The organism is Streptococcus sp. HMSC072D05 (assembly GCF_001815805.1).
Taxonomy (GTDB): Bacteria; Bacillota; Bacilli; order Lactobacillales; family Streptococcaceae; genus Streptococcus.
This window is the reverse complement of sequence record NZ_KV822038.1, coordinates 450186-472273: the sequence shown is the minus strand read 5'-3', so window position 1 is coordinate 472273 and position 22088 is coordinate 450186. Positions and strand designations below refer to the sequence as shown.

22 protein-coding genes and 2 pseudogenes are annotated in these 22088 nt (G+C 38.7%); all 24 read right to left on the bottom strand.

The genetic code is table 11. The features are described 5' to 3' along the window. Positions 1-2: 2 nt before the first annotated feature. The 24 genes and pseudogenes from aguA to HMPREF3057_RS08030 all read right to left on the bottom strand — a co-directional run bounded on the left by aguA (position 3) and on the right by HMPREF3057_RS08030 (position 21706). Positions 3-1088, bottom strand: a complete 1086-nt coding sequence (gene aguA, locus HMPREF3057_RS08130; RefSeq protein ID WP_049518687.1) for an agmatine deiminase — start codon at positions 1086-1088, stop codon at positions 3-5. Then, the gene (gene nspC, locus HMPREF3057_RS08125; protein ID WP_070697155.1) at positions 1085-2212 is read right to left on the bottom strand and encodes a carboxynorspermidine decarboxylase; all 1128 of its coding nucleotides are present in this window, start codon (positions 2210-2212) and stop codon (positions 1085-1087) included. The genes aguA and nspC overlap by 4 nt, the downstream gene beginning before the upstream one ends. After that, entirely contained in the window at positions 2212-3471 is a 1260-nt protein-coding gene (locus HMPREF3057_RS08120) for a saccharopine dehydrogenase family protein (RefSeq protein ID WP_070697153.1), read from the bottom strand. Before HMPREF3057_RS08120 ends, nspC begins: the two co-directional genes overlap by 1 nt. Further along, the gene (speE, locus tag HMPREF3057_RS08115) at positions 3468-4328 is read right to left on the bottom strand and encodes a polyamine aminopropyltransferase (RefSeq protein ID WP_000366719.1); all 861 of its coding nucleotides are present in this window, start codon (positions 4326-4328) and stop codon (positions 3468-3470) included. The genes HMPREF3057_RS08120 and speE overlap by 4 nt, the downstream gene beginning before the upstream one ends. After that, the gene (locus tag HMPREF3057_RS08110) at positions 4329-5789 is read right to left on the bottom strand and encodes an aminotransferase class I/II-fold pyridoxal phosphate-dependent enzyme (protein WP_049518682.1); all 1461 of its coding nucleotides are present in this window, start codon (positions 5787-5789) and stop codon (positions 4329-4331) included. A 614-nt stretch (positions 5790-6403) separates the two neighbouring features. Beyond that, positions 6404-6958 carry a hypothetical protein gene (locus HMPREF3057_RS08105; RefSeq protein WP_070697151.1) on the bottom strand — a complete coding sequence of 185 codons (555 nt, stop codon included), beginning with the start codon at positions 6956-6958 and terminating at the stop codon, positions 6404-6406. Between the two features lie 178 nt (positions 6959-7136). Beyond that, complete coding sequence (locus tag HMPREF3057_RS08100; protein WP_070697149.1) at positions 7137-7643, bottom strand: YfbM family protein; 507 nt, start codon at positions 7641-7643, stop codon at positions 7137-7139. Between the two features lie 97 nt (positions 7644-7740). After that, positions 7741-7917 carry a hypothetical protein gene (locus tag HMPREF3057_RS10315; protein WP_180364456.1) on the bottom strand — a complete coding sequence of 59 codons (177 nt, stop codon included), beginning with the start codon at positions 7915-7917 and terminating at the stop codon, positions 7741-7743. Between the two features lie 20 nt (positions 7918-7937). Further along, complete coding sequence (locus HMPREF3057_RS08095) at positions 7938-8813, bottom strand: DUF4300 family protein (RefSeq protein WP_070697147.1); 876 nt, start codon at positions 8811-8813, stop codon at positions 7938-7940. A 156-nt stretch (positions 8814-8969) separates the two neighbouring features. After that, positions 8970-10709 (bottom strand): glycoside hydrolase family 13 protein, encoded by a 1740-nt coding sequence (locus tag HMPREF3057_RS08090; protein ID WP_070697145.1) that lies wholly within the window; start codon positions 10707-10709, stop codon positions 8970-8972. Between the two features lie 176 nt (positions 10710-10885). Next, positions 10886-11377, bottom strand: a complete 492-nt coding sequence (locus HMPREF3057_RS08085) for a phosphoribosylanthranilate isomerase (protein ID WP_070697143.1) — start codon at positions 11375-11377, stop codon at positions 10886-10888. Between the two features lie 63 nt (positions 11378-11440). Beyond that, positions 11441-12322 carry a diacylglycerol/lipid kinase family protein gene (locus tag HMPREF3057_RS08080; RefSeq protein WP_070697141.1) on the bottom strand — a complete coding sequence of 294 codons (882 nt, stop codon included), beginning with the start codon at positions 12320-12322 and terminating at the stop codon, positions 11441-11443. A gap of 111 nt (positions 12323-12433) precedes the next feature. Further along, a pseudogene (locus HMPREF3057_RS10075) lies at positions 12434-12550 on the bottom strand (hydrolase); the annotation flags it as partial. A gap of 17 nt (positions 12551-12567) precedes the next feature. Continuing rightward, positions 12568-13185 carry an SAP domain-containing protein gene (locus tag HMPREF3057_RS08075; protein WP_070697138.1) on the bottom strand — a complete coding sequence of 206 codons (618 nt, stop codon included), beginning with the start codon at positions 13183-13185 and terminating at the stop codon, positions 12568-12570. A 119-nt stretch (positions 13186-13304) separates the two neighbouring features. Continuing rightward, positions 13305-13418, bottom strand: a pseudogene (locus tag HMPREF3057_RS10070) (ADP-ribosylglycohydrolase); the annotation flags it as partial. Positions 13419-13429: 11 nt separating this feature from the next. After that, on the bottom strand, positions 13430-14236 hold the full coding sequence (locus HMPREF3057_RS08070) for an alpha/beta fold hydrolase (protein WP_000668463.1): 807 nt from the start codon (positions 14234-14236) through the stop codon (positions 13430-13432). Between the two features lie 154 nt (positions 14237-14390). Further along, a complete protein-coding gene (locus HMPREF3057_RS08065) occupies positions 14391-15134 on the bottom strand; it encodes a CPBP family intramembrane glutamic endopeptidase (RefSeq protein WP_009730128.1) in 744 nt (247 codons plus the stop codon). 293 nt (positions 15135-15427) lie between these two features. Then, on the bottom strand, positions 15428-16687 hold the full coding sequence (gene gtfA / locus HMPREF3057_RS08060) for a sucrose phosphorylase (RefSeq protein WP_002875734.1): 1260 nt from the start codon (positions 16685-16687) through the stop codon (positions 15428-15430). Then, a complete protein-coding gene (locus HMPREF3057_RS08055; protein WP_000343791.1) occupies positions 16671-16991 on the bottom strand; it encodes a PTS sugar transporter subunit IIA in 321 nt (106 codons plus the stop codon). Before HMPREF3057_RS08055 ends, gtfA begins: the two co-directional genes overlap by 17 nt. Positions 16992-17004: 13 nt before the next feature. After that, the gene (locus HMPREF3057_RS08050) at positions 17005-18318 is read right to left on the bottom strand and encodes a PTS sugar transporter subunit IIC (RefSeq protein WP_000653348.1); all 1314 of its coding nucleotides are present in this window, start codon (positions 18316-18318) and stop codon (positions 17005-17007) included. 10 nt (positions 18319-18328) lie between these two features. Beyond that, positions 18329-18631: a PTS sugar transporter subunit IIB gene (locus HMPREF3057_RS08045; protein WP_001020606.1), complete on the bottom strand. Its 303-nt coding sequence runs from the start codon at positions 18629-18631 to the stop codon at positions 18329-18331. 12 nt (positions 18632-18643) lie between these two features. Beyond that, a complete protein-coding gene (locus HMPREF3057_RS08040) occupies positions 18644-20074 on the bottom strand; it encodes a 6-phospho-beta-glucosidase (protein WP_001062960.1) in 1431 nt (476 codons plus the stop codon). 148 nt (positions 20075-20222) lie between these two features. Continuing rightward, complete coding sequence (locus HMPREF3057_RS08035; protein WP_009730126.1) at positions 20223-20975, bottom strand: MurR/RpiR family transcriptional regulator; 753 nt, start codon at positions 20973-20975, stop codon at positions 20223-20225. 8 nt (positions 20976-20983) lie between these two features. Continuing rightward, the gene (locus HMPREF3057_RS08030; RefSeq protein WP_000493320.1) at positions 20984-21706 is read right to left on the bottom strand and encodes a MurR/RpiR family transcriptional regulator; all 723 of its coding nucleotides are present in this window, start codon (positions 21704-21706) and stop codon (positions 20984-20986) included. Positions 21707-22088: the final 382 nt, after the last annotated feature.

Sequence of the window (22088 nt, the reverse complement as noted above, 5' to 3'; positions counted from 1 at the left end):
TCCTATTCTGGGATTTGTTGGGTGATACAGTGAATATTGCCACCACCTAAGAGAATATCTCTGGCTGGAATTCCTACGACCTTACGGTCTGGGAAACACTTGCTGAGGATATCTAGGGCCACTTGGTCGTTTACATCCTCAAACTGGGGCACTAAGACAGCCTTGTTGGCAATATAAAAATTGACATAGGAAGCTGCAAGACGTTCACCTGCATAACGCTCTTCTTCCCCTTCTTCATAGGTATAGCCTGGTAAATCTTCTTTAGTGACAACTTGACGAATAGCTGGGATAGGAAGCTTATGAATGGTGAAGTGACGCCCTTTTGCATCTGTTTCTTGCTCTAAGAGCTCTAAATCAGCTACTGACATGGCATATTGGGGATCGTTTTGATCATCTGTCCAAGCCAAGACAAGCTCTGCAGGACCGACAAAGGCTGCAACATTATCAACGTGTTCATTGGTTTCGTCCTGATAAATACCATAAGGAAGCCAGACAACTTTTTCAGCGCCAAGATAGTTCAATAATCTTCTCTCGATTTCCTCTTTACTGAGATGAGGATTGCGACCAGCGCTTAGTAGGCAACTTTCAGTCACAAGAATGGTTCCTTGACCATCGCTATGGATCGCGCCGCCTTCCAGTACAAAATGTTTAGCATCATAGACAGGCATTCCCAAGGCCTCAGCAAAACGACTGGCTACCTGGTTATCCTCTTCATAATCTTGATAAAGACCATCTACAGCGCCACCCCATGCATTAAAAGACCAATCGACTGCCAACTTTTCTTTTTTATCATTGATGAGAATGGTCGGCCCAGTATCACGCGCCCAGGCATCATTAGTAGGAATATCTAAATAAACAACCTTGTCTCCTAGATAGGATTGGGCTTCAGATAGATAATCCTGCTCCACCAAAAGATAAACAGTTTCCCCTTCTGCTATGGTCTTGATAATCTGGCTAAAAGCTCTTTTAGCCGCCTTTCCTTGAAAAGGCCATGAACCTGGTCGAGTCGGCCATATCATGAGGGTGCCATGATGGGGTTCGTACTCTGCTGACATACGATAGCCTGCTTTTTTCGGAGTTTCTATCATGATAATCTCCCTTTAAAGTCTTGATAGCCAAAGGCTTTGACTAAGCTACAGTCCCCCTGCTCGTTCATAAGATAGAGACTTGGCAAGCCAATACCGTTAAAGGTATTATTTTTGACAAATGAGTAAATAGCCATATCTTCGAAATAGAGTCTATCTCCAATTTCAACTGGATTTTCAAAGCTATAATCTCCAATGACATCCCCTGTTAGACAGGTATTGGATGAAAGTCTATAAGTATGGGGTTTTTCCTGAGCCTCAAAGCCATTTCTCAAAGGTGGGCGATAAGGCATTTCAAGAACATCTGGCATGTGGCAAGTTGCCGAAGCATCTAAAACTAGAACCTCAATCTCATTTGCAACGATATCTAAGACTTCAGTCGCTAGATAGCCCGCATTGAGCGCAATGGCTTCACCCGGTTCGATATAGACTTCAAGATTGTAAGTTTCTCGGATACGCTTGATTTCAGAAATCAGCAAATCCACATCATAGTCTTCTCTCGTTATGTGGTGGCCGCCACCCATATTGAGCCATTTGACCTCATGTAAATAAGGTCCAAACTGTTCTTCTACAGCTTTCAAAGTTGTCTCTAAATCATCTGCTCCCTGCTCACAAAGTGTGTGAAAATGAAGGCCATCCACCAAGTCCAGCAAATCACTCGGTATCTTGTCTAGGCTAACTCCAAACCGAGATCCCGGAGCACAAGGGTCATAGAGCGCGTGATCTCCTTGAGTAGAACATTGAGGGTTGAGGCGCAAACCGACACTGATACCAGCTTCACGACAACGTGGACCATATTTTCGTAATTGTCTCTCTGAGTTAAAGACGATATGGTCCGTTATCTCCAGCAATTCCTCCAAGTCTGCATCCTTGAAAGCTGGAGCAAAGACATGGACTTCCCCCGGAAACTCTTCTCTAGCGAGCTTAGCTTCATAAAGTCCACTAGCCGTCGTACCAGATAGATACTGGCTAATCAAGGGATAGGTTTTATAGAGGGAATAAGCCTTTTGGGCAAGTAAAACTTTGCATCCAGCTTCTTCTTGTACATATTTTAGAATGCGACAGTTTGCTTCTAGCTTGGCCAAGTCAATGACGTAAGCTGGCGTTGGTACTTGTTCTAACTTCATTAGTCCACCATTTGCGGATTTTCAACCACAACCCAAGGTAATCCATACTCATTCAGAGCTTCCATGAATGGATCTGGATCCAATTCTTCAAGGTTATAAACTCCAGGTTGTTTCCAGGTTCCGTTCATCACTAATTTGGTACCAATCATGGCTGGAACGCCTGTCGTGTAAGAAATTGCTTGTGACCCAACTTCTGCGTAACATTCCTGATGGTCGCAAACATTGTAGATATAGATGGTCTTTTCAACACCGTCTTTGACACCTGTAAAGATACAGCCGATATTGGTCTTTCCAACAGTGCGTGGGCCAAGGCTTGCAGGGTCTGGAAGCAAGGCTTTCAAAAATTGGATTGGCACAATGTCTTGTCCATTAAAGTTAATAGCATCCGTACGAAGGAGACCAACGTTTTCCAAGCATTTCATGTGCGTTAGATAAGATTGCCCAAAGGTCATAAAGAAACGAATGCGTTTAACACCTGGAATGTTTTTGGCAAGTGATTCGATTTCTTCATGGTGAAGGAGATACATGTCTTTCTGTCCAACTTGAGGGAAGTCATACTCACGCTTGATTGACATGGCTTCGACTTCGACCCATTTTCCATCTTCCCAGTAAGAACCTGGCGCAGAAACCTCGCGGAGATTGATTTCTGGATTAAAATTCGTCGCAAATGGATAACCGTGGGCACCACCATTACAGTCTAGAATGTCGATATAGTGGATTTCATCAAAGTAATGTTTGAGAGCATAGGCTGAAAAGACACTAGTCACACCTGGGTCAAAACCAGATCCAAGCAGAGCTGTCAAGCCTGCTTCTTTGAATTTCTCCTGATAAGCCCACTGCCATGAATAATCAAAGTAGGCTGTAAAACCAAGTTCCTTGCAGCGTTTTTCGTAGATGGCACGCCACTCAGGATCTTCTGTATCCTCTGCCTCGTAGTTAGCTGTGTCGATATAGTGAACTCCAGTCGCTAAACAAGCATCCATAATGGTCAAGTCTTGGTATGGTAAAGCTACGTTCAAAACGGCTTCTGGCTTGTAGCTTTCAATCAAGGCAATCACTTCTTCAACCTTGTCAGCGTCAAGAGCAGCTGTCTCAATCTTTGTACTTGTTTTGCCTTCCAGTTTAGCTTTCAAGTCATCACATTTTGACTTGGTACGGCTAGCAATCATAATTTCTTTAAAGGTTTCGCTATCTTGGCAAATCTTTGAAATAGCAACTTGGGCAACGCCCCCACATCCAATAACTAATAAACGACTCATTTTTTTCCTTCCTCTTCTTCTAAAATGTCTTCTACATACTTGGGCAACATAAAGGCCCCCACATGTAAGTTTGCAGTGTAGTATTCTGTGAAAAGCTGGCGTTTTCTCCAGCCTTCCTTGTCAAAATCTTTGACAGGGTGGTATTTTTTCGATGCAAATCCAAATAGCCAATAGCCAGCTGGACTGGTTGGGATGTGCGCCTGATAAACCCGACTGATTGGAAAGGCTTGATTGACCTTACGGTGCATACTTCGGCAAGCTGACTCATCTTCGTCAAAGAAAGGACTCCCATGCTGGTAAATCATGATCCCGTCTTCCTTCAGAGCTCTGTAACTGTTACCGTAAAATTCCTTGGTAAAGAGCCCTTCCGTATGTCCAAATGGATCTGTCGCATCGTTGATAATGATATCGTAATCATCCTCACAGTTTCGTAAAAAGCGTAAACCATTTTGGTAGTAAATGGTAACACGAGGATCATCTAGCCCTGCAGCAAAGTCTGGGAAATACTCACGACAAACCTCAACCAACATCTCATCTGGTTCTACAATATCGATTTGCTCCAGTTCAGGATAGAGGGTTAATACTTGGGCAACACCGCCGTCACCACCCCCAATAACCAAGACTTTCTTTGGATTTGGGTGGACAGCCATGGGAACGTGGACCGTCATTTCGTTGTAGACAAAATCATCCGCATCTGAAAACAAGACGTGCCCATTTAAAATCAGTATTTTCCCAAAAGCTGGCGTATCTAATACTTCGATATCCTGCCATTCACTCTTACCAGCGTAGAGTTGCTTGGCTGTTCTCAGGGACAATTTCACATCTGGAGTATGAACTTCAGAAAACCACAAATCCATCTAGTTCTCCTTTCTATCAATAACGTTGATGTGATTGACTTCTGGATCTTCCGTCCCTTGGAGGGAGCAACCACGTTCCTTGGCAAATTGGATATAGTCTACAATTTCTCGTGTAATCCGTTCACCTGGAGCCAAGATAGGAATTCCTGGAGGATAGCACATGACAAATTCCCCACAGACTTGTCCAACAGATTCGTCTAAGCTTAAACTTTTTCTTTCTGAATAAAAGGCTTCCTGAGGAGATAGGACTAACTCGGGCTGGATATATTCACCAGCAATCAAGTCCTTTCCATCTCTCGAGTAGAGCCTCTTGATGTCAGCCAAAGCACCGACTAAGCGCTCGATGTCTTGGATGCGGTCACCGATTGAAATATAAGCCAAGATATTGCCGATATCACCAAATTCAATTTGAATATCGTATTCATCTCGCAGGAGGTCATAAACTTCGATACCTGTTAAGCCAATACCCTGAGTGTAAACGGACAGCTTGGTTACATCAAAATCACAGACCGACACACCGTCTATTAACTCTTTTGAGTAAGCATAGTAACCACCGATAGCATTGATTTCACGACGAGCGTACTCGGATAGCTCAATGACTTTCTCAAAAGACTCTTTGCCACGAAGGGCTAAGTTACGACGTGAAATATCCAGACTAGCCATCAACAAGTAAGATGCTGATGTTGACTGGGTCAGGTTGATAATCTGACGAACGTACTCAGGATTCATCTGCTCCCCGATAAGCAGGATGGAGCTCTGGGTCAAACTCCCACCAGACTTATGCATAGAGACCGCCGCCATATCAGCTCCAGCATCCATAGCAGATAGTGGCAATTTATCTGTAAAATGCAAATGCGCTCCATGGGCTTCATCTACTAAAACCATCATGCCAGCTTCGTGAGCCATTTCCGTTAAACCCTTTAGGTCTGAACAAATTCCATAGTAAGTAGGATTGTTAATCAAAATGGCCTTGGCATCTGGATGCTCCTTAATTGCCTGCGCAACACGGTCATTTTCAAGACCTAAAGCGATGCCGATTTTAGAATCTACACTCATCTCGATATAGATGGGAATGGCACCACATAGAACCAGCGCATTGATAGCAGATTTATGGACATTTCGTGGCAGAATAATCTTATCTCCTGCCTTACAGGTCGAAAGAATCATGGTCTGAACTGATGAGGTTGTTCCCCCAATCATGAGAAAGGCATGGGCTGCACCAAAAGCATCCGCAGCCAGCTCCTCTGCATCCCGAATAATCGAAATAGGATGACCGAGATTATCCAAGGGTTTCATCGAATTGACATCAATGCCAACACATTTTTCTCCTAATAGTTCGACAAGTTCTGGATTTCCTCGTCCACGCTTGTGACCTGGCACATCAAAGGGGACAATCCTTTTCTTGCGTAGCTTGACCAAGGCCTCATAAATTGGGGCTTGGTTTTGATCTAACTTCTTCAAGACATACTCCTTTACCGTATTTTTAGCACCTCAAAAAGATAAAGGCGCCTAAAGGTTGACTTATGAAAAAAGAGCAGGTTTTCACCTGCTCTGCAATCTTCTGACGTGTTTATTTTGGTTTCTGTTGAGTATGTCTGTTCCCGATGTTTCCTAACTCTCTAGTAGCAAATATTACGTACTTTATTGATCGTTTCACAAGATGACGTGTGCTTTCACCACACTAAAATTTATGAATTAGGACAAGCGTCCTAACATCAACTTATAAAAGTAGGCTTTTAACCCTATCAATAATGTGGCTTTTCAACCACGCTTCGGCATTCAACCCTGCCTGTCCGTAGGCATTTTTTACTCGGGTTTATATTTGCTAGAAAACATCATCTCATTTTCTAAGCCTTATAACTATATCATGTTTACAAGAGCTTGTAAAGTACTTTTTTTACTTTTTTGAGTTTTTTGTTCGCGAAATATCTTTCAACAATAAAAAGAAATCGCTTTAAAACATCATAGACATAAGAAAAAAGGAACTTCAAACATTAATTTGCTTTATTAATTCTTAAAGTATGACTTGATATTGTAAATCAGTTCTTTTCATCAGATTTTATAAATATTTCCTGCTAGGAAGTACGAATCAACTGCTCCAATTCTACTTCTGAAAGCTGACCTTGATTGTAGAGTTTTCTAAGTAAGTCCTCATCTACGGTAATTGAATAGTAATACGTCACAAACTCATGAAATCGCTCAAAACTGTCAAAGAAATAGGATAATAACCATTCACCACCGTCCTGATCTTGGTAGGTATTTTGATGCTCTTGATCGTCATACCAGATAAAGAAGGTTGTTTCATCTTTTTGTTCTTCTGAGTATAGGTTTTGATACTTTTCATCCAGTCCTTTATAAAATCCGTCTATGATGTCTTGATTCCACTCATTCGCAGCAAATTGACTCAAACTACTTTCATGATCAAAACCTTTTATGAGGATCATTTTATCAGTCAAAATCACATCTAGAGAATCACCAGAGCCATTGTCGATAAGGTAACGAGCCCCATAGCTTCCCTCAGTCTTAACGATCAATCGAAGCCAGGTCTCATTTGGATCTGTTCGATACTCATCAATGACAAGTAAGGCATCTAAACGTGTCTTGGCATTTTCCCATTCAATTCTTCCCATCTCTTTAGTCCTCCATCTTAAAGCTTAAAATCTATTATGCTTACAAATTCTATAACCAATTTCTATCTATTCCGTCCAACTATACTGTGGAATATTTTCTTCACCAGACAAGTCATCAGGTGTTCGATTTTCTAGATGTGCATTCATCACGCACCTGACTAACAGTTGGAGAAAGTACTTAACAAATAGTCACTAAGACATTCCCCTTGAGAACTAAGATTTTCTTATAAAAATCCTTCATTTTTACAAAACAGGTTCGAATGTCATCCTTGATTTCTTCCTCTTCATCAAGATAATCCCAAATATCGGGATACAAATCGGCCTTCTTGCATGATTCCATGCTAAAGTTAGCTAGAGCCCTATCCATGTCAAAATTCTCTAAAGCTTGAACAATCTCAGCTATCTTTGACTTTTCAGTATAGGCTATATATTCCGACACATTTTCTAAAGGGGTCACTCCCAAGACAGCTTCTCTCAAAGGATCGTCATCCATAAATTCTGAACTACTAAAGCCTGTCATAACAAAGAGTAAGGCGTCCCACATTTTGTCAATATCTATCAACGTCTCATTTTCCTTAGTAGAATCCTCTACTAAGTCAAGCAATTCCTCTTCCTGACGAGAATCTCGCATTATTTGGCTTAATTCATTGTCAGATAGATATCGATAATTAGCAATCATTCCCATAATGTTTCCTCCTATTCGTTTCTTAGGATAGCACTGATTTTACTATTTCCCTTTCTTGAAAAGACATAATACTGTTTTTGGACTCTCCTCCTTATTTCTAATCCTCATCTTCTGTCACTTCCCAGACTTCTGACTGGTATCCCTCGCCGTCAATATCATAGCGCTGAGTATAGCCTAAAAATCGCTCTTTATTATTTGCCTTACGAGGTTTGAGAATGTTTATAGCCCAGAACCCGATAAGAATGAGAACTAAAAGCGCTATTACAGTCTCCATGCGATTCTACCTAACCTTTCTTAATAAGCTTCAACCCACTTTTCATTATCCATGATGAAAGGCTTAGCTAGGCCATCACCTGTGTAATCTGCATACTTGGTAGCCAAATATTTGTAACAATCTTCCTTACTCGCAAACTTAATAGCTTGATAAGGCTCTTCAAAAGTCAGTTTCTCTACAAATAAGAAACCCTCCTCAGCTGGCACTAAAATACCAACGTGACCGACAAAAAGATACTCTCCATCCAAATTGTCATGCAACACAACAGACAACATCCGAGCTTTATCATTAAATTGAAACTGGGAGAAGAATTTCTCCATCTTCTGCGCGTGAACTTTTACATCCGTTGTCGCTTCCGTCTCCACCCTAGAAAATAGAATATCAAACTCTTCCTTATCATTCGCATCAAATACCTTTCCCTTATCGATAGCATCGTTATCCACAAAAAGAAGCTGATCATTCTTTTCAAGTTTTGGAATTGTGACCGAATTTTTCAAGAGCGCATAGCTATTGATACGGCAGTTGGTCCCGACAAAGTCACCCTTTTTTTGATTCCAGAGACTGCTGATTTTCTCTACATCGTATTCTGTCTTCGTAAAGGAGGTAAAATCACCACTTAAGCCAGTGGAGCCGACAGTCGCATTGTAGTCTGTGACAAGATTGAAAAATGCCTCAACACTATTTGGGTCCAAGTGAGCTGATAAGAAAGATTTGACCTCTTCGGTACTGACTTGACCGTTTAGATTGGAATATGAAGCCGTCCAAGGAACTTTATCTGAGCTGACTTGTGTCTGATTTCCAGCTTCAGTGCTCGTATTATTTTGCTGACAAGCAGCCAATCCAAGAAATAAGGGCAAACACAATCCCAAGGCTACTACTTTTCTCGTTCGTTTCATGAAACTCTCCTTCTAGAGTACAAGTCTCTTTTTCATTTTAAACAGCATTCATTAATCATGCAGCTAGTAATCGTTGACTTAGCTATATTATACTACATAAGTCAAAAAAAGACTGCACGAATCACCTATTCATAACAGTCTTTTTGAGTACGATTTTTATCGGATTATAAAGCCTTTAGGCAATATCACCAGTTGCTGCTCCAATACTTGGCAATGACTTGCTAGAGCTACAGCATCACTATCTACAAGATAATTTTCAGATGATTGGTTAAAAACAGCTTGGAGTTTTTGTCCATCATAATCCCATGCCAGAGATACCACATCTGGCTTGATTTCTTTCAGTCTATAGGTCCCGTTCTGGATTATATCTGAGACACTCTTACGAAGCTGAATCAACTTCTTCATAAAATTCAACATCTCATTGCTGTCGGAAACACGGTCCCAAGGCATGACACGACGACAATCTGGGTCTGGCCCTCCACCTAACTCCAACTCAGTTCCATAGTAGAAACACGGTGTCCCCCTTTGTAGAAAGAGGCAAGCAAGGGCAGACTTAACGAGTTGAACATCTTCCTTGGCAGTAGTCAAAATGCGCTCCGTATCATGCGAATCCAAAAGATTGAACATCACTTCCGAAATCTGTTGTCTATAGTACATAGATTGGCTATTGATTTCATCGATAAATTGAGGTGTCTTCTTAGTCCCTCGCAAGAAATAATCCTTGATACTGTCAGAGAGAGGATAATTCATAACTGCGTGAAATTCATCGCCATTCAGCCAGGGCTGTGAAGTATGCCAGACTTCTCCAAGAATATAAAGGTCAGGCTTTTTAGCCAAGACAGCCTTATGGAAATCTCGCCAAAATTGATGGTCTACTTCATTTGCCACATCCAGTCGCCAAGCATCAATATCAAACTCTTCAATCCAGTAGGTCGCAACGCTCAACAAATAGTCCCTCACTTGAGGATTGGCCGTATTGAGCTTGGGCATATAGCTGGCAAAGGCAAAGGTATGGTAAGGGAGCTTTCTTGGATCACCCAGCTTATCCTTGGTCACTGGAAATTCTTGAACATGGAACCAATCTTTGTAAACGGAATCTTCACCATGCTTGAGAACATCCTGCCACTGCGGAGACTGATCCCCGATATGATTGAAAACAGCGTCCAGCATGATTTTCATCCCTCTCTGATGGGCCCCCTCCACCAGTTTACGAAAAGTTTTCTTATCTCCAAAATGATGGTCAATTTCGAAATAATCCGTCGTATTATACTTGTGATTGCTTGGGGATTCAAAAATCGGACAGAGATAAAGTCCTGTGACCCCTAAGTCTTGCAAGTAATCTAGATGATCAATAATGCCTTGTAAATCACCACCAAAGAAATCACTCATTTTTGGTTTGATAGAGGAATTCCAAGCTAGGGCCCCTTTGGGAGAAATCTCAGGGTTCCCATTAGCAAAACGTTCTGGGAAAATCTGGTACCATACCGTCTTTGCTACCCAGTCAGGAACATGGCAAGCATCAATCTCATGGATATAAGGAATTTTAAATCCATTTCCTTCATAATGAAGATTTTCTAGCGTGTTTTCAACACATCCCTTATCGCCATACAAAATACTCTGACCTTGCTTATCTTTAAGTTCAAAGAGATACTGGAGTCGGGCATAGCCAACTGAAATCTCCACTTGCCAATAATCAAACAAAGCATCAGAAGTTACTTTACTCATTTCCTTACTATCTTCATAACGGTCCTCTATAAAGATAAAAGGATCTCCATAATGCAAGTTGATGGTTTCAATATCATCTTTCTTGGTTCGGATACGAATGTGCATTGTCTTGTCTTTATAAAGATATGCATACTCTGACTCTGGTCTGTGGTAAATGGCTGTTAATTCCATTGTATTTGTCTCCTGATTTACTTGGTTGCATTTAGGACGCAAACGTTTTCATAATTGTGATTCTAGTATACTACTTTCGTATTTTATTTGCAAGGCTTGTCCGTAGTGTCGAGTGGTTTGTTTCTAGAAATAAAAAAGCAGCCAGTCTTACAACTTGCTACTTTTCAAATGATGATTTACAAATGTCTTTCCAGCCACTCAATCTTTTTAAAATCCTTATTGTTATTGTGGTCATTTCGATAGGAATCTTGGGAAGAAGCCTTGTAAATACTTAAATACTGTTCCAAACTTGGAACGCGAAAAGTGATGTCCTCGAGATGAATCAACTCTATATCTGATTCCGAAACCCCTGCAAAATCTGGTAAAGAATCAATACTTCCAAACTCAACACTCACACCATCCTTTTGGAATTCATGCTCATGAATATCTGTTAAGGCGTAGCCTAAGTGTTTCATCACTTTCATTATCTTGTCCCAGTCATAAATTCTGAGATGATCAGGTGCTTCCCAACCTCTAGGGTCACCAGGCACATGAATGTCAATGTCAGACGGCCCCCATTCTTCATTTGAACGGTATTCAAACCCCAAAGACCCCATGAGTGTCGGAGTGATTCCGACTTGGTTTAAATGAGAGCAAATTGTTCGAAATTCATCAAATAGAGAATTCATTCCTCCTCCAATCGTTGATATAGAACTTAATTTCGTTGTGAATAATAAAGTAATTTTTACCTTCTACTCTTTCGGCTTTGAAAATACTTCTACTCGCTGTGCTAGGACTTTGATTTCTACAGGTAGGTTATCCGATTTATCGCCGTCAACATCTGACTCCAATTCACTATCTGAAGAGATCTTAATATTACGCGCTCTGATATACTCAATGTTATCATTGCCGACAACATCTCCTTTTAGTAAATCAGGAATGACGGATAATTTTGAGAATATAGAAGCATCTTTTAGAATCAAAATATTGGCATAGCCATCTTTATCTTCTTCAAAGATTTTCTTATCAGCGAAGTAATTTGTCAAGAGAACCAAAACATGACTAGCTTCACCAACATAATTTCCATTTTCTGTCTCAACCTTAATATTAAAGACCTGATCCGTCATGACAGACTTCATGGTATTTACAGCATAGGCAAGGATACCAAATTTTGTCTTGTCCTCAATTTCAACATTGTGAATTGCCTCAGGCAGAGAACCGATACTAAAGATATAGCCAAAATAGTTATCATTTGCTTTACCGATATCAATCTTGTTGGTTAAGTTAAAATCGAGTTCATCTATCGCGCCATCGATGTCTTGATTGATTTCCAAAAGTTTTGTAATGAGGTTACCCGTACCGCCTGGGATAATACCCAACTTAGGAACGTATTCTCTCTCAGCAATACCTGAAATAACTTCATTGACAGTCCCATCTCCACCAAAACATACCACTGCATCATACTGATCACGAGACGCTTCTTCAGCAAAGTGTGTTGCGTCTAAGGCTTTTTCGGTAATTTTTGTTTCCACATGCTCAAAATAATCTTTGGCTTTATTCTCCAGCTTGACCTTATAATCCAAAGCCTTTTCCCCACCAGAGGTAGGGTTGATAATTAACATTGCTTTTTTCATTGATTTTCTCCTTAATATTCGTTTGAAACCTTTATATTTCATTATATGAAACTAAATGTACCCCTATTATACAATGAAAATACAGAAAAGAGAAATCTGACGTACTGGAGATTAATACGCTTTTATTTTATTTTCCCATCTAATGACTACATCCTTTAAGGGTTCATCCAAGTAAGAAATGGCCTTATCCTTTATCCAATCAGGAATACCATAAGCTGCCTCTGCCACCAAGTGAGATGGCGTTTCTACTTACAATAGTCTTTTATTTTTTCAGCATATTCAGTCAAAAGATTTTTTGAATAAATTTTTTCATTACTTGAATTTCTAACTTCTTTCCAAAGGATGGAAGCTACTTTTAGTTTATTCGAGTAATTGTGACTATTTTCGTCTGCACAGAAATCCTTTAGAAATTGGTTCCATTGACAAACCGAATGATCATACTTGGCATAATCTGAATTTCCATGATAAACTTTTAGCATATCCTGTATTGTGAAACTCAAATCATTGTCGCTTTTTACTTTTCTCCAAGCAGTCGCCATATCGGCAGTAAATTTAAAGGGCGAAACATCTGTTAAAGTTGAGAAATATTCTCTAAAGTGTGCGTTAAAGGAGAATCCACATTCAAGTAAGGGCGTATCTAAGGTAACGACTTCTACTCGTTTCTTTTTCCTTTTTACTGTTGATTTTTTAATCAATTTCCCCTTAAAGTACTGCTTAATAATATCATTGAGTTCCTGTTTTGTACCTCTATATTCAAGCCCTAATGACTTGCATATCTGTGAAAGTTCATCCCGATACCAATAGTATTTGCTAAACTCATCAAACGATGCGATTTTATCAAACTCAGGTCTGCTCTCTATCAATATAATGCCTCCTTAAAAACAGTTTAGGTTTTCATTTCTAAATAATGGAGTTTTAGTTTCTTTATTCTGAGGATTAGCTACGTTTCGCTAACAAACTCACACACTCAGCGGTTCGGACTTACCGTATCACCCGTGAAAAAACAATCCTCACGAAATAAAGGAAAATCCTTCGTTTTAATATTGTTCCATTCATAAACTGAACCCACAATATCTCCCACAATTGCTCCTAGCATCAGATTCCTCCTTATGACATATCAGATTCATTACACATTTCCAATGGTTCACTCTTTAAAAATGGTGCCACCAAATCAATCCACTCTTGAGGCAGGTAAGCTGACAAATAGCCGTGATTATAGCCCTTTGCTTCATACAAAATCGTATTCGGATGTAGCTGCTGAAATAATTTCGCTGATTCTTTCACACAGTTCAATTCTTTTTCACCATAGATATACAGAACCTGAGCCTTGCTAGCAAAAATCATATTTTTCAGCTTGTAACATCCCATATAGCTTTTGTAAATGGTCACCAATGTTTTGACAGGCGTCCTTGGCAAATCCTCTAAATAATAAACTTTTATTTCCTCTGGATAAGCCAGTTTTGGATAGAGTTTATTCATCATGCTTAACTGAAGTTTGCAAGAGAATTTATTGAACATCAGTTTACCAAATAGAGACACTAGAAAGATGCTGATTTTAGCTAACCTTGGTTGAGGAATACAGAGGCTTCCATCTATGATGGCCTTCTCAGCAATTTCACTGTCTAAAGACAAAAGCTCCATGGCAATTTGACCACCAAGTGAAACACCACCGATTGCAAACAATTTCCCACCACAGTTTGCTTTGATATAGTCTAGAATCTCCAAAGCAGAATCTTCAGTAGAAACATAATCAAGTTGATATTCCTCGCCGTGGCCATTCAAATTGGGTAGAATAATACGGTATTCTTTTGACAAGATTCGTGCTTGACGAAGATAATTCCACCAAGAACTGCCACCACCATGTATCAGTAAAATAGGAGGCAAATTCTTATCACCAAATTCATGGAATTTCATGTTTAAACTCCTTTCTGTAGAACTTTCACTAGATAAATACTTGTTAAATCAGTTTGAACAAGCAGTGATGCCTCATCAAATAGAAAAGTCTCTAACATTGATTATCTAGAATGACCACACGTTACTTTCAATAATGGATATCCTGATCTAAATTTTAGAATGTTGTTTCCTTACTAATTCTATTACTCGCCAATATAGTATAAATCAAATAACCAATAAAAATGATAATAAAAATAAGATTAATTTTTAACACAAAATAGAGATTTAACAAATTTGCGAACGCATGAAATAATATACAGTATCCCACAGATTTCGTTTGACGGTAAAGAAGCCCTAAAACAAAACTTAAAAATAATGTATATATAAAAAATAAAATAAAAGGAAATCCTTGATGACTTTCTTCAACTATAAACCATAAAGGCAGATGCCAAATTCCCCAGATTGAACCTACAATCAAATTAGATTGCCAATAAGTATATTTTTTATCAAGTAAAGGTTGTAGTATACCTCTCCATCCTAACTCTTCATGTCCGCCACCAAAAAAAATTAATTGAATAAAGAATAGTGGCATCAGATAAATGGATACTCCGTTTAATTCTAAGGAAGATACAGAGAATAGTATCAAAATTGCTAACAAATGAATAATGAAATAAATTCTACTATTTTCTTTCTTACTAAATACAAAATGTTTAAATTTTATATTATTCCTTTTCAAATAAAAGCCACTTGCAATAGCTGGTCCAAGTGCACCAACTATATGTAATATTCTTCCTATAAATGTCTCTAATCCCAAAATATAAGATTGTGTAAATATGGCAAGAAGCCCCCAAGCTATATAAGTAATTCCAAATGTAAAACAAAGATAATTTTTTAAATTCTTTTTGTCAATTTCTGTCATTTTATCTTCCTAATCCTGATTATTCTATGTATAATATTTTTACTGCTTCTTAGTTGCTCTCGATTATAACTACCTATATTCTATCACAAAAATAGGAGCAGTTTAATTGACTGTTCCTGTTTTTTATTACAAATATTCTCGAACAATTATCGTCACAACAGAATATAATTCATAGTTTACGTTTAAGTACTATTTTGTTACTAACTAGCTAGCAAAAAGAGTGAGGAAATCAAACGTTTCCACCACTCTTTTGTATTCTATTATAGATAAATCGATGTTCTTTCACTATCTATTTACTCTGTAATTTCAAATGATTTATCTTTCAGATTAGCTCTTAATTCTGCCACTGTATTGGCATCGGTATTGGTCCAGCTGATGCGAATAGTATTAGCGTCTTCCATGTCAACAGCAAACTCTCCATCAAATGCTGCGCTGGTATTACGGAATTTGAGCAGATCGAACAAGGACTGCACAACTGGGCGTTGAACTTCTCGCTCAATTTCTTCCAAATCATAATAGTGACGGTTGATGTTGCGGCCTTCTTTGGTTGATTCGAGCAATTCGATATCATTTTCTCCTGACAACAAGCCAACGTAGTAAATCTGCGGAATACCTGGTGCAAAACATTGAAGCACACATGCCAAGAGATAGGCTTGGTCATCATTTCCTAAAGTTGAATAGTAGGTACAATTTATCTTGTAAATATCCAAATTGTTGTAGGCCTCTGAGCTGTAAATCTTTTTGACATTTGCTCCTTGGGTATAGAAGGCTTCTCTTGTCGCCTCTGTTTCAACATCTGTTAGCAAGTCCTTGACATCGACCACTCCGATACTATCGTGCGTGTCCAAGGTTGTAAATTGCTTGCGAGGGCAGATTTCCATCCAGTGAACAAGACGGTTGACATTACCTGAATAAAGAGCATGAAGAACCAGCATCGGAAGGGCAAAGTCATAGACATAGTAGTCTTGCTCAGCGATTTTTTGCTGAATGGTGTAATGTTCATGAATTTCTGGAAGAATTTTCACTCCTTTTGGTGCCAATAGCTGACGCGGAAAATGAAGCATTTCCCAAATATCTGGCTCAACAAAGAAACAGTTGGTGCCGATTTTCTTATTGGCGTAGGCAAAGGCGTCCAAGCGAATAATGGAAGCTCCGTGGTCCGCCAGCTGTTCCAGATTTTCCTGAATAAAGCGACGAGTTGTTTCTGTTGTCACATCGAGGTCGATCTGTTGCTCATCAAAGGTACACCAAACTTTTTCCTCACTACCATCAGCAAACTTGGCAATGCGATAGGGAGCACGTGGCTTCCGTTTGTAAATCAGGTCTACATCTTCCTGAGTCTGCCCACTGTTTGGCCAAAAGTTTTTGTAGCGGATAAACAAATCCGCATAGGCAGACTCATCTTTCTTTTCTAGGAAATCAAGGAAAAAGGCGACTTGGCTGAGATTAAGACCTACTTCAAGTCTTTCAGTTTTTTTCCAAGACTGTCTGAATAGGTAATTAACATTGCTTGATTTTTTACTTTCATAACTTGCTCTATTTACCTTCCTCAAAGCGTTTATAGATTGCTATAAATTCCTCAGCAATCGTTCGAAAACCTTCTGCACTCATTAACTGATCCTCAGCGTGCATCAGAAGTAGACCTGTTTGGCTTAATTCTCCATTCATTTCTTTTGTCAAAAGTGAGTGGTGAGCATTATGTCCCTGTACAAATGCTTCTTCGCCTTGTTTAATTCTATCTTTAGCCTGCTCGAATTCACCCTGCTTAGCCAATTGAATAGCATTGATGTACATAGATTTTGCTGTTCCTACATAGGTGATAATTTGAAAACACACTTCGAGTACTTTTTCGTCCATTTTAATACCTCTCTTACCAATCTTCGTCTTCTAAATCGCTTGTTTCTTGTATTACAGCTTGTAAAGCTTGTTTATCCATCTGTTTAATAAACGGATAATAAACAAAGAAAGACATAACCAAAATAAGTGTTTGCAACAAGGCTGTTTTCCAACCACCGATGATAAATCCTGAAATAATTGGAGGACAAGTCCACGGAACTTGAACGGCACCATACATAGGCGTCAGTCCAAAATAAATCGCTGAATACTGGATGATACAAGATAAAATAGGCGTTAATATAAAGGGAGTTGCTAAAACTGGATTCATTACAATCGGCAAACCAAAGAGCACCGGCTCATTGATATTAAAGATGGCTGGAACCATTTCAAGACGTCCAAGAATTTTTAGTTGTTTTGATTTTGCAAATGCAACCATGTAAACTACCAAACCAATCGTAATCCCGGCACCTGTAACATTGATAAATTGATCAAAAAATTGAATCGTCACAATATGACCACCATTGGCTAGATTTAATTCAAGGCCCTTATCCAAAATGGCTTGGTTTTCCAAAGCATTCGCCTGTAGCAAGCCACTCATGATGCCACCAACTACAGTTGAGCCGTGCACCCCAAACATCCATAAGAATGGTACAAGGAAACACATAAGCACCGCACCAAACAATGAGTCAGTCAAGCCTTGCATTGGTGTTTGAATAAGATTATAAATCACTTCAATCGTTGTGACCTTAAACAATTGTTCAACAAGTCCGACAAAGATCGTTGCCGCTGTGATGATAACAGTAGCAGGAATCAAGGCTGAAAATGCGTTGGCTACACCAGTTGGTACGCCATCTGGCATTTTGATTTTGATATTTTTCTTCAAAAACCAAGAATAGCTTGCTCCTACAATCAAACCAACGATAATGGCACCAATCATCCCTTTCCCGGAAGTCCAATCCTTCAGAATAATGTTACCAACTACATCCCCATTTTTAGAAATCAAACCGGAGGGCTGGATTAGCAAGAAAACTGCTAGGGCAATGACACCTGCCCCAAGCGGCTCCTGTTTTTCTAGCTTAGCATAGGTATACGCAATCCCAATGACTGTTACAATCGCACTGATATTAAAGGTTGCACCAATTGCTTGATTGAGAACAGGGGTAATACCACTAGTTTCTAACATCGTTGCTAGAGCTGGAACTGGAAGATTGGCCAAGATAAGAAAGATGGAGCCAACAATCAACAATGGCATAGAGAAAACAATACCATCTTTTATCGCTGTTACACCTTTGGTATTGACAAAGGCCATCATCCTATCAACAAACTTTTTAATCAGTTTATCCTTCATCATCTTCTCCTTATTTTTTCATCATGTAAGCTTGTTTAAGAACTGCCATACCGTTTGCAGTACCATAATCAGCCATTGCAATCACTTCTACAGGAACATTGTGAGAAGCACAAATTTCTTTTGCTTTTTCAAGTTGGAAACCAACCTGTGGGCCTAATAGAGCCACATCAATATCTCCAACTCTTTGTTCCAATTCACTGATGGAATAAGCTGCAATTGTTGCATCTTTCCCTTTTTTCTGAGCCGCTTCTTTCATACGCTCAACCAAAATACTTGTTGACATACCTGCTGCACAAAACAATCCAATATTCATTTTAATTACTCCTTATAATTCGTTTCCATTTGATGTAATCACATTTTGATACCATGTAAAGGAATCTTTCTTCATTCGTTGCAAAGTTCCTTCGCCATTATTATTCTTATCGACATAGATAAAGCCATAACGCTTCTCCATTTCACCTGTACCAGCACTAACAATATCGATACAGCCCCAAGGGGTATAACCAATGACATTTACGCCATCTTCTTCAATCGCTAACATCATTTGTTCAATGTGTTGTTTGAGGTAATCAATGCGGTAAGAATCATGGATTCCATCAGGCTCTACCTTATCATAAGCACCGAATCCATTTTCAACTATAAAAAGCGGACAGTGATAGCGATCGTATAAAAGATTTAAGCTATAGCGTAATCCCTCAGGGTCAATCTGCCAACCCCAATCGCTTGATTCAATATAGGGATTTTTCTTAGTATAAACATCTTTGAAAAGTTCTTCTGTTTCCTCAGATGCTGTAGCAGTCACTGTATCACTCATATAGTAACTCAAGCCAATATAATCTACACAACCTTCTTTTAGAGTTTCTAGATCTTCTGGTAAAATATCCAGTTTGATATTATTTTTTCGACAAAAGGCCTCGATATAGTAAGGACGCTCTCCAAAAACATGAAGATCTCCATAGTGAAATAAACGATGCTCCATTGCCTTCTGGCTAGCAAGTATATCTTTTGTATCACATGTATTCGGGTAAAATGGTACCATTGCCAGCATACAACCAATTTTGAAATTTTTATTGATTTTCCGACCCAATTGTACAACTTTTGCAGAAGCCACTGACTGATAATGGATAACCTGCTGTAGTACCTCAACTGGATTTTCATCTTCATGATAAATGACACCAGAATTAGTCCATGAGCACCAAGGAACATTAATTGCACCTTGATTATTGATCTCGTTAAAGGTCATCCAATACTTAACTTTGTCCTTATATCGTTCCATGACGACTTTCGCAAAACGAACAAAGAAATCAATCAACTTGCGATTACGCCAAGCACCATACTTAGTAACTAGATGATAGGGCATTTCAAAGTGACTGAGTGTGATGACCGGTTCAATTTGATGAGCTAGAAGCTGATCAAATAAATCATCATAAAATTTCAACCCTTCTTCGTTAGGTTCTTCTTCATCTCCATTTGGGAAGATACGAGTCCAGGCAATCGAAGTTCGAAAACACTTAAATCCCATCTCAGCGAATAATTGTATATCGTCCTTATAGGTTCTGTAAAAATCTATTGCATCATGATTCGGATAATATTCGTCAGGTAAGACGCCATCAGTAATCTGTCGAGAGTGGCTAGCACTTCCAACCGTCATCACATCGGCTATCGAAATTCCTTTTCCACCTTTATCATATCCTCCTTCAATTTGGTGAGCAGCAACTGCCCCACCCCATAAAAAGCCTTCTGGTATTTTTGCCATTTTACCAATCCTTTCTGTATTTTGTACTAGCGCTATGAACAAGTCTATTTTATAACATACTGTACCTGCTGACAATAGATATTGAGATAGAAAATAAATGTACAGTCGAACAATATTTGTTACATAAAAAAAACAAGAGTTTTCACTCCTATTTTTTTAAATAAACTTGGTAACGTAAGGATTCTAAAAAATAGACAACTGGAATCTGAGTGGTCAAATTAGTGGAACGTAGCGAGGAATCTGCGTAGGCAACTGGCATAAAGTAGGATAAATTTATATCCGATAGCTGTGATAAAGTGGAAATATCTGTATTTGTCAGACTAACAATCTTAGCATTTCTTTCTTTGAATCCCTGTACTAGAGTTAGAACTTCTTCTGTCTCACCGCTGACACTTAGAGCAATAACCAAAACATCCTCCAAATTAGAATGATGCAATTTCAGAGAATAAAATGGGTTAGTAATAGCAAAGCTAAAAATACCGATTCCAGAAAAAAGATATGAGCCATATTCTGCCAAACTTAGACTAGTACCCACCCCTAAAAAGATAACTTGTTTGGCTTGAACGATCAAGTCTGCTATCTCTGATAGTTGTTTTTTTAAAGCTTCATCTTGAACACTAGTCTGTAAAAATTGTATTGCTGGAATATCAATAGGAAAGTAGTGACGATGTTTATTTTCCTTATCTTCCGACCTTGACAAGGCATATTTTAAATCATTGTAGCTATCAAATCCCATCTTTTTCGCAAAACGAATGATGGTTGTTGTCGATAGATTTATAGATGTCGATAGCTCTCTGATAGTCATCGTAGCAACTTTATCTCTATGTTGCAATATAAAATTATACACGCTTAATTCACTATTATTTAGCCCTTTTACTTTATGATAATCAAATAAATTCATAGACACCCTTATGCTTTTGTAGTATATAGTTGTTTCATTAACATTTCAATAATGAGAATAACAGGTACCTGCGTCGTAATATTAAACCCATTTAAAAATAATTGAGGAACATGATAGGTTATGGAGCAATCAGATAGCCTTGACAATGTTGATTCCAATGTATTTGTGATGGCAATAACTGGACAACCTTTTTCCTTTAATTTTTGTACAATTTTCAATGTTTGAGAAGTCTCACCAGATTCGGATAAGGCAATGACACAAGTTTTTTCCATACTGTTTTGTAGCACTGGTTGCCAAGGATCTTCAATACACATACTAAATTTGCCAATATTTGAAAAATAGCGCGCTCCATATCGACCTAAAGTTCCAGAGGAACCAATTCCGACAAAAACAATCTGTTCAACGTTCTTTAAGATTGCCACAGCCTCCATAATCAGCTGCAAAAAAGTATCTTGCTCAGTATAATCAATGAATAGCTTCAAAGAATGATTGTCTTGATTGTTTAAAATAATTTGCTCATTTTTTAAATATTCTTTATAAGCAATCTTAAAATGGCTATATCCATCAAATCCTAGATGCTTGCAAAATCGTTGTACGGTTCCAACTGATACATGTGCAAGTTGGGCCAATTCCTTGATTGTCATAGAGGATATATTTTCATTTTCTAAAATAGTTGTATAAATAGCGTTTTCTAAGTCGTTAAAACTTGCTACAACCTCATAACTAAACATATAATTCCTTTTTCTATCTCTATTGATTTGCTTACAATGTAACAAAAAACTAATAACCAAAGTGTTCTACACTAAAATAATGGAGAGCATAATGGCTATAAAACCAAGTCAGCATTAAAATCTATTAGAAAACCAGACGAATCAGATTTGTCTAACGAGACATGGTTAAGAGAAAATACTTTAAAACAGTATTGCCTTATGTCCTAGATTATATCATATTTTTGAGCATACTTTGAGTATTGTTAGTTTATTGACTTAAAAGAAACATAACAAGAGCTTATCTCTATTAAATTGTCTCAATTTCAATCGCCCATTCTGGAGATATGTAAGGTGGGGACGTTTCTATTCCCATAAACTCCTTGTCAATGGAAACAAACACGTA

Bases quoted from the DNA above. Each gene is read 5' to 3' on its own strand.
- HMPREF3057_RS08105 (WP_070697151.1), bottom strand. From the start codon at position 6,958: ATGGGAAGAATTGAATGGGAAAATGCCAAGACACGTTTAGATGCCTTA.
- HMPREF3057_RS08055 (WP_000343791.1), bottom strand. From the start codon at position 16,991: ATGGACGAAAAAGTACTCGAAGTGTGTTTTCAAATTATCACCTATGTA.
- HMPREF3057_RS10315 (WP_180364456.1), bottom strand. From the start codon at position 7,917: ATGGAGACTGTAATAGCGCTTTTAGTTCTCATTCTTATCGGGTTCTGG.
- HMPREF3057_RS08065 (WP_009730128.1), bottom strand. From the start codon at position 15,134: ATGACAGAAATTGACAAAAAGAATTTAAAAAATTATCTTTGTTTTACA.
- HMPREF3057_RS08030 (WP_000493320.1), bottom strand. From the start codon at position 21,706: ATGTTTAGTTATGAGGTTGTAGCAAGTTTTAACGACTTAGAAAACGCT.
- HMPREF3057_RS08070 (WP_000668463.1), bottom strand. From the start codon at position 14,236: ATGAAATTCCATGAATTTGGTGATAAGAATTTGCCTCCTATTTTACTG.
- HMPREF3057_RS08085 (WP_070697143.1), bottom strand. From the start codon at position 11,377: ATGAATTCTCTATTTGATGAATTTCGAACAATTTGCTCTCATTTAAAC.
- HMPREF3057_RS08050 (WP_000653348.1), bottom strand. From the start codon at position 18,318: ATGAAGGATAAACTGATTAAAAAGTTTGTTGATAGGATGATGGCCTTT.
- HMPREF3057_RS08100 (WP_070697149.1), bottom strand. From the start codon at position 7,643: ATGGGAATGATTGCTAATTATCGATATCTATCTGACAATGAATTAAGC.
- aguA (WP_049518687.1), bottom strand. From the start codon at position 1,088: ATGATAGAAACTCCGAAAAAAGCAGGCTATCGTATGTCAGCAGAGTAC.
- HMPREF3057_RS08120 (WP_070697153.1), bottom strand. From the start codon at position 3,471: ATGAGTCGTTTATTAGTTATTGGATGTGGGGGCGTTGCCCAAGTTGCT.
- HMPREF3057_RS08095 (WP_070697147.1), bottom strand. From the start codon at position 8,813: ATGAAACGAACGAGAAAAGTAGTAGCCTTGGGATTGTGTTTGCCCTTA.
- HMPREF3057_RS08045 (WP_001020606.1), bottom strand. From the start codon at position 18,631: ATGAATATTGGATTGTTTTGTGCAGCAGGTATGTCAACAAGTATTTTG.
- HMPREF3057_RS08040 (WP_001062960.1), bottom strand. From the start codon at position 20,074: ATGGCAAAAATACCAGAAGGCTTTTTATGGGGTGGGGCAGTTGCTGCT.
- HMPREF3057_RS08080 (WP_070697141.1), bottom strand. From the start codon at position 12,322: ATGAAAAAAGCAATGTTAATTATCAACCCTACCTCTGGTGGGGAAAAG.
- HMPREF3057_RS08035 (WP_009730126.1), bottom strand. From the start codon at position 20,975: ATGAATTTATTTGATTATCATAAAGTAAAAGGGCTAAATAATAGTGAA.
- speE (WP_000366719.1), bottom strand. From the start codon at position 4,328: ATGGATTTGTGGTTTTCTGAAGTTCATACTCCAGATGTGAAATTGTCC.
- nspC (WP_070697155.1), bottom strand. From the start codon at position 2,212: ATGAAGTTAGAACAAGTACCAACGCCAGCTTACGTCATTGACTTGGCC.
- HMPREF3057_RS08090 (WP_070697145.1), bottom strand. From the start codon at position 10,709: ATGGAATTAACAGCCATTTACCACAGACCAGAGTCAGAGTATGCATAT.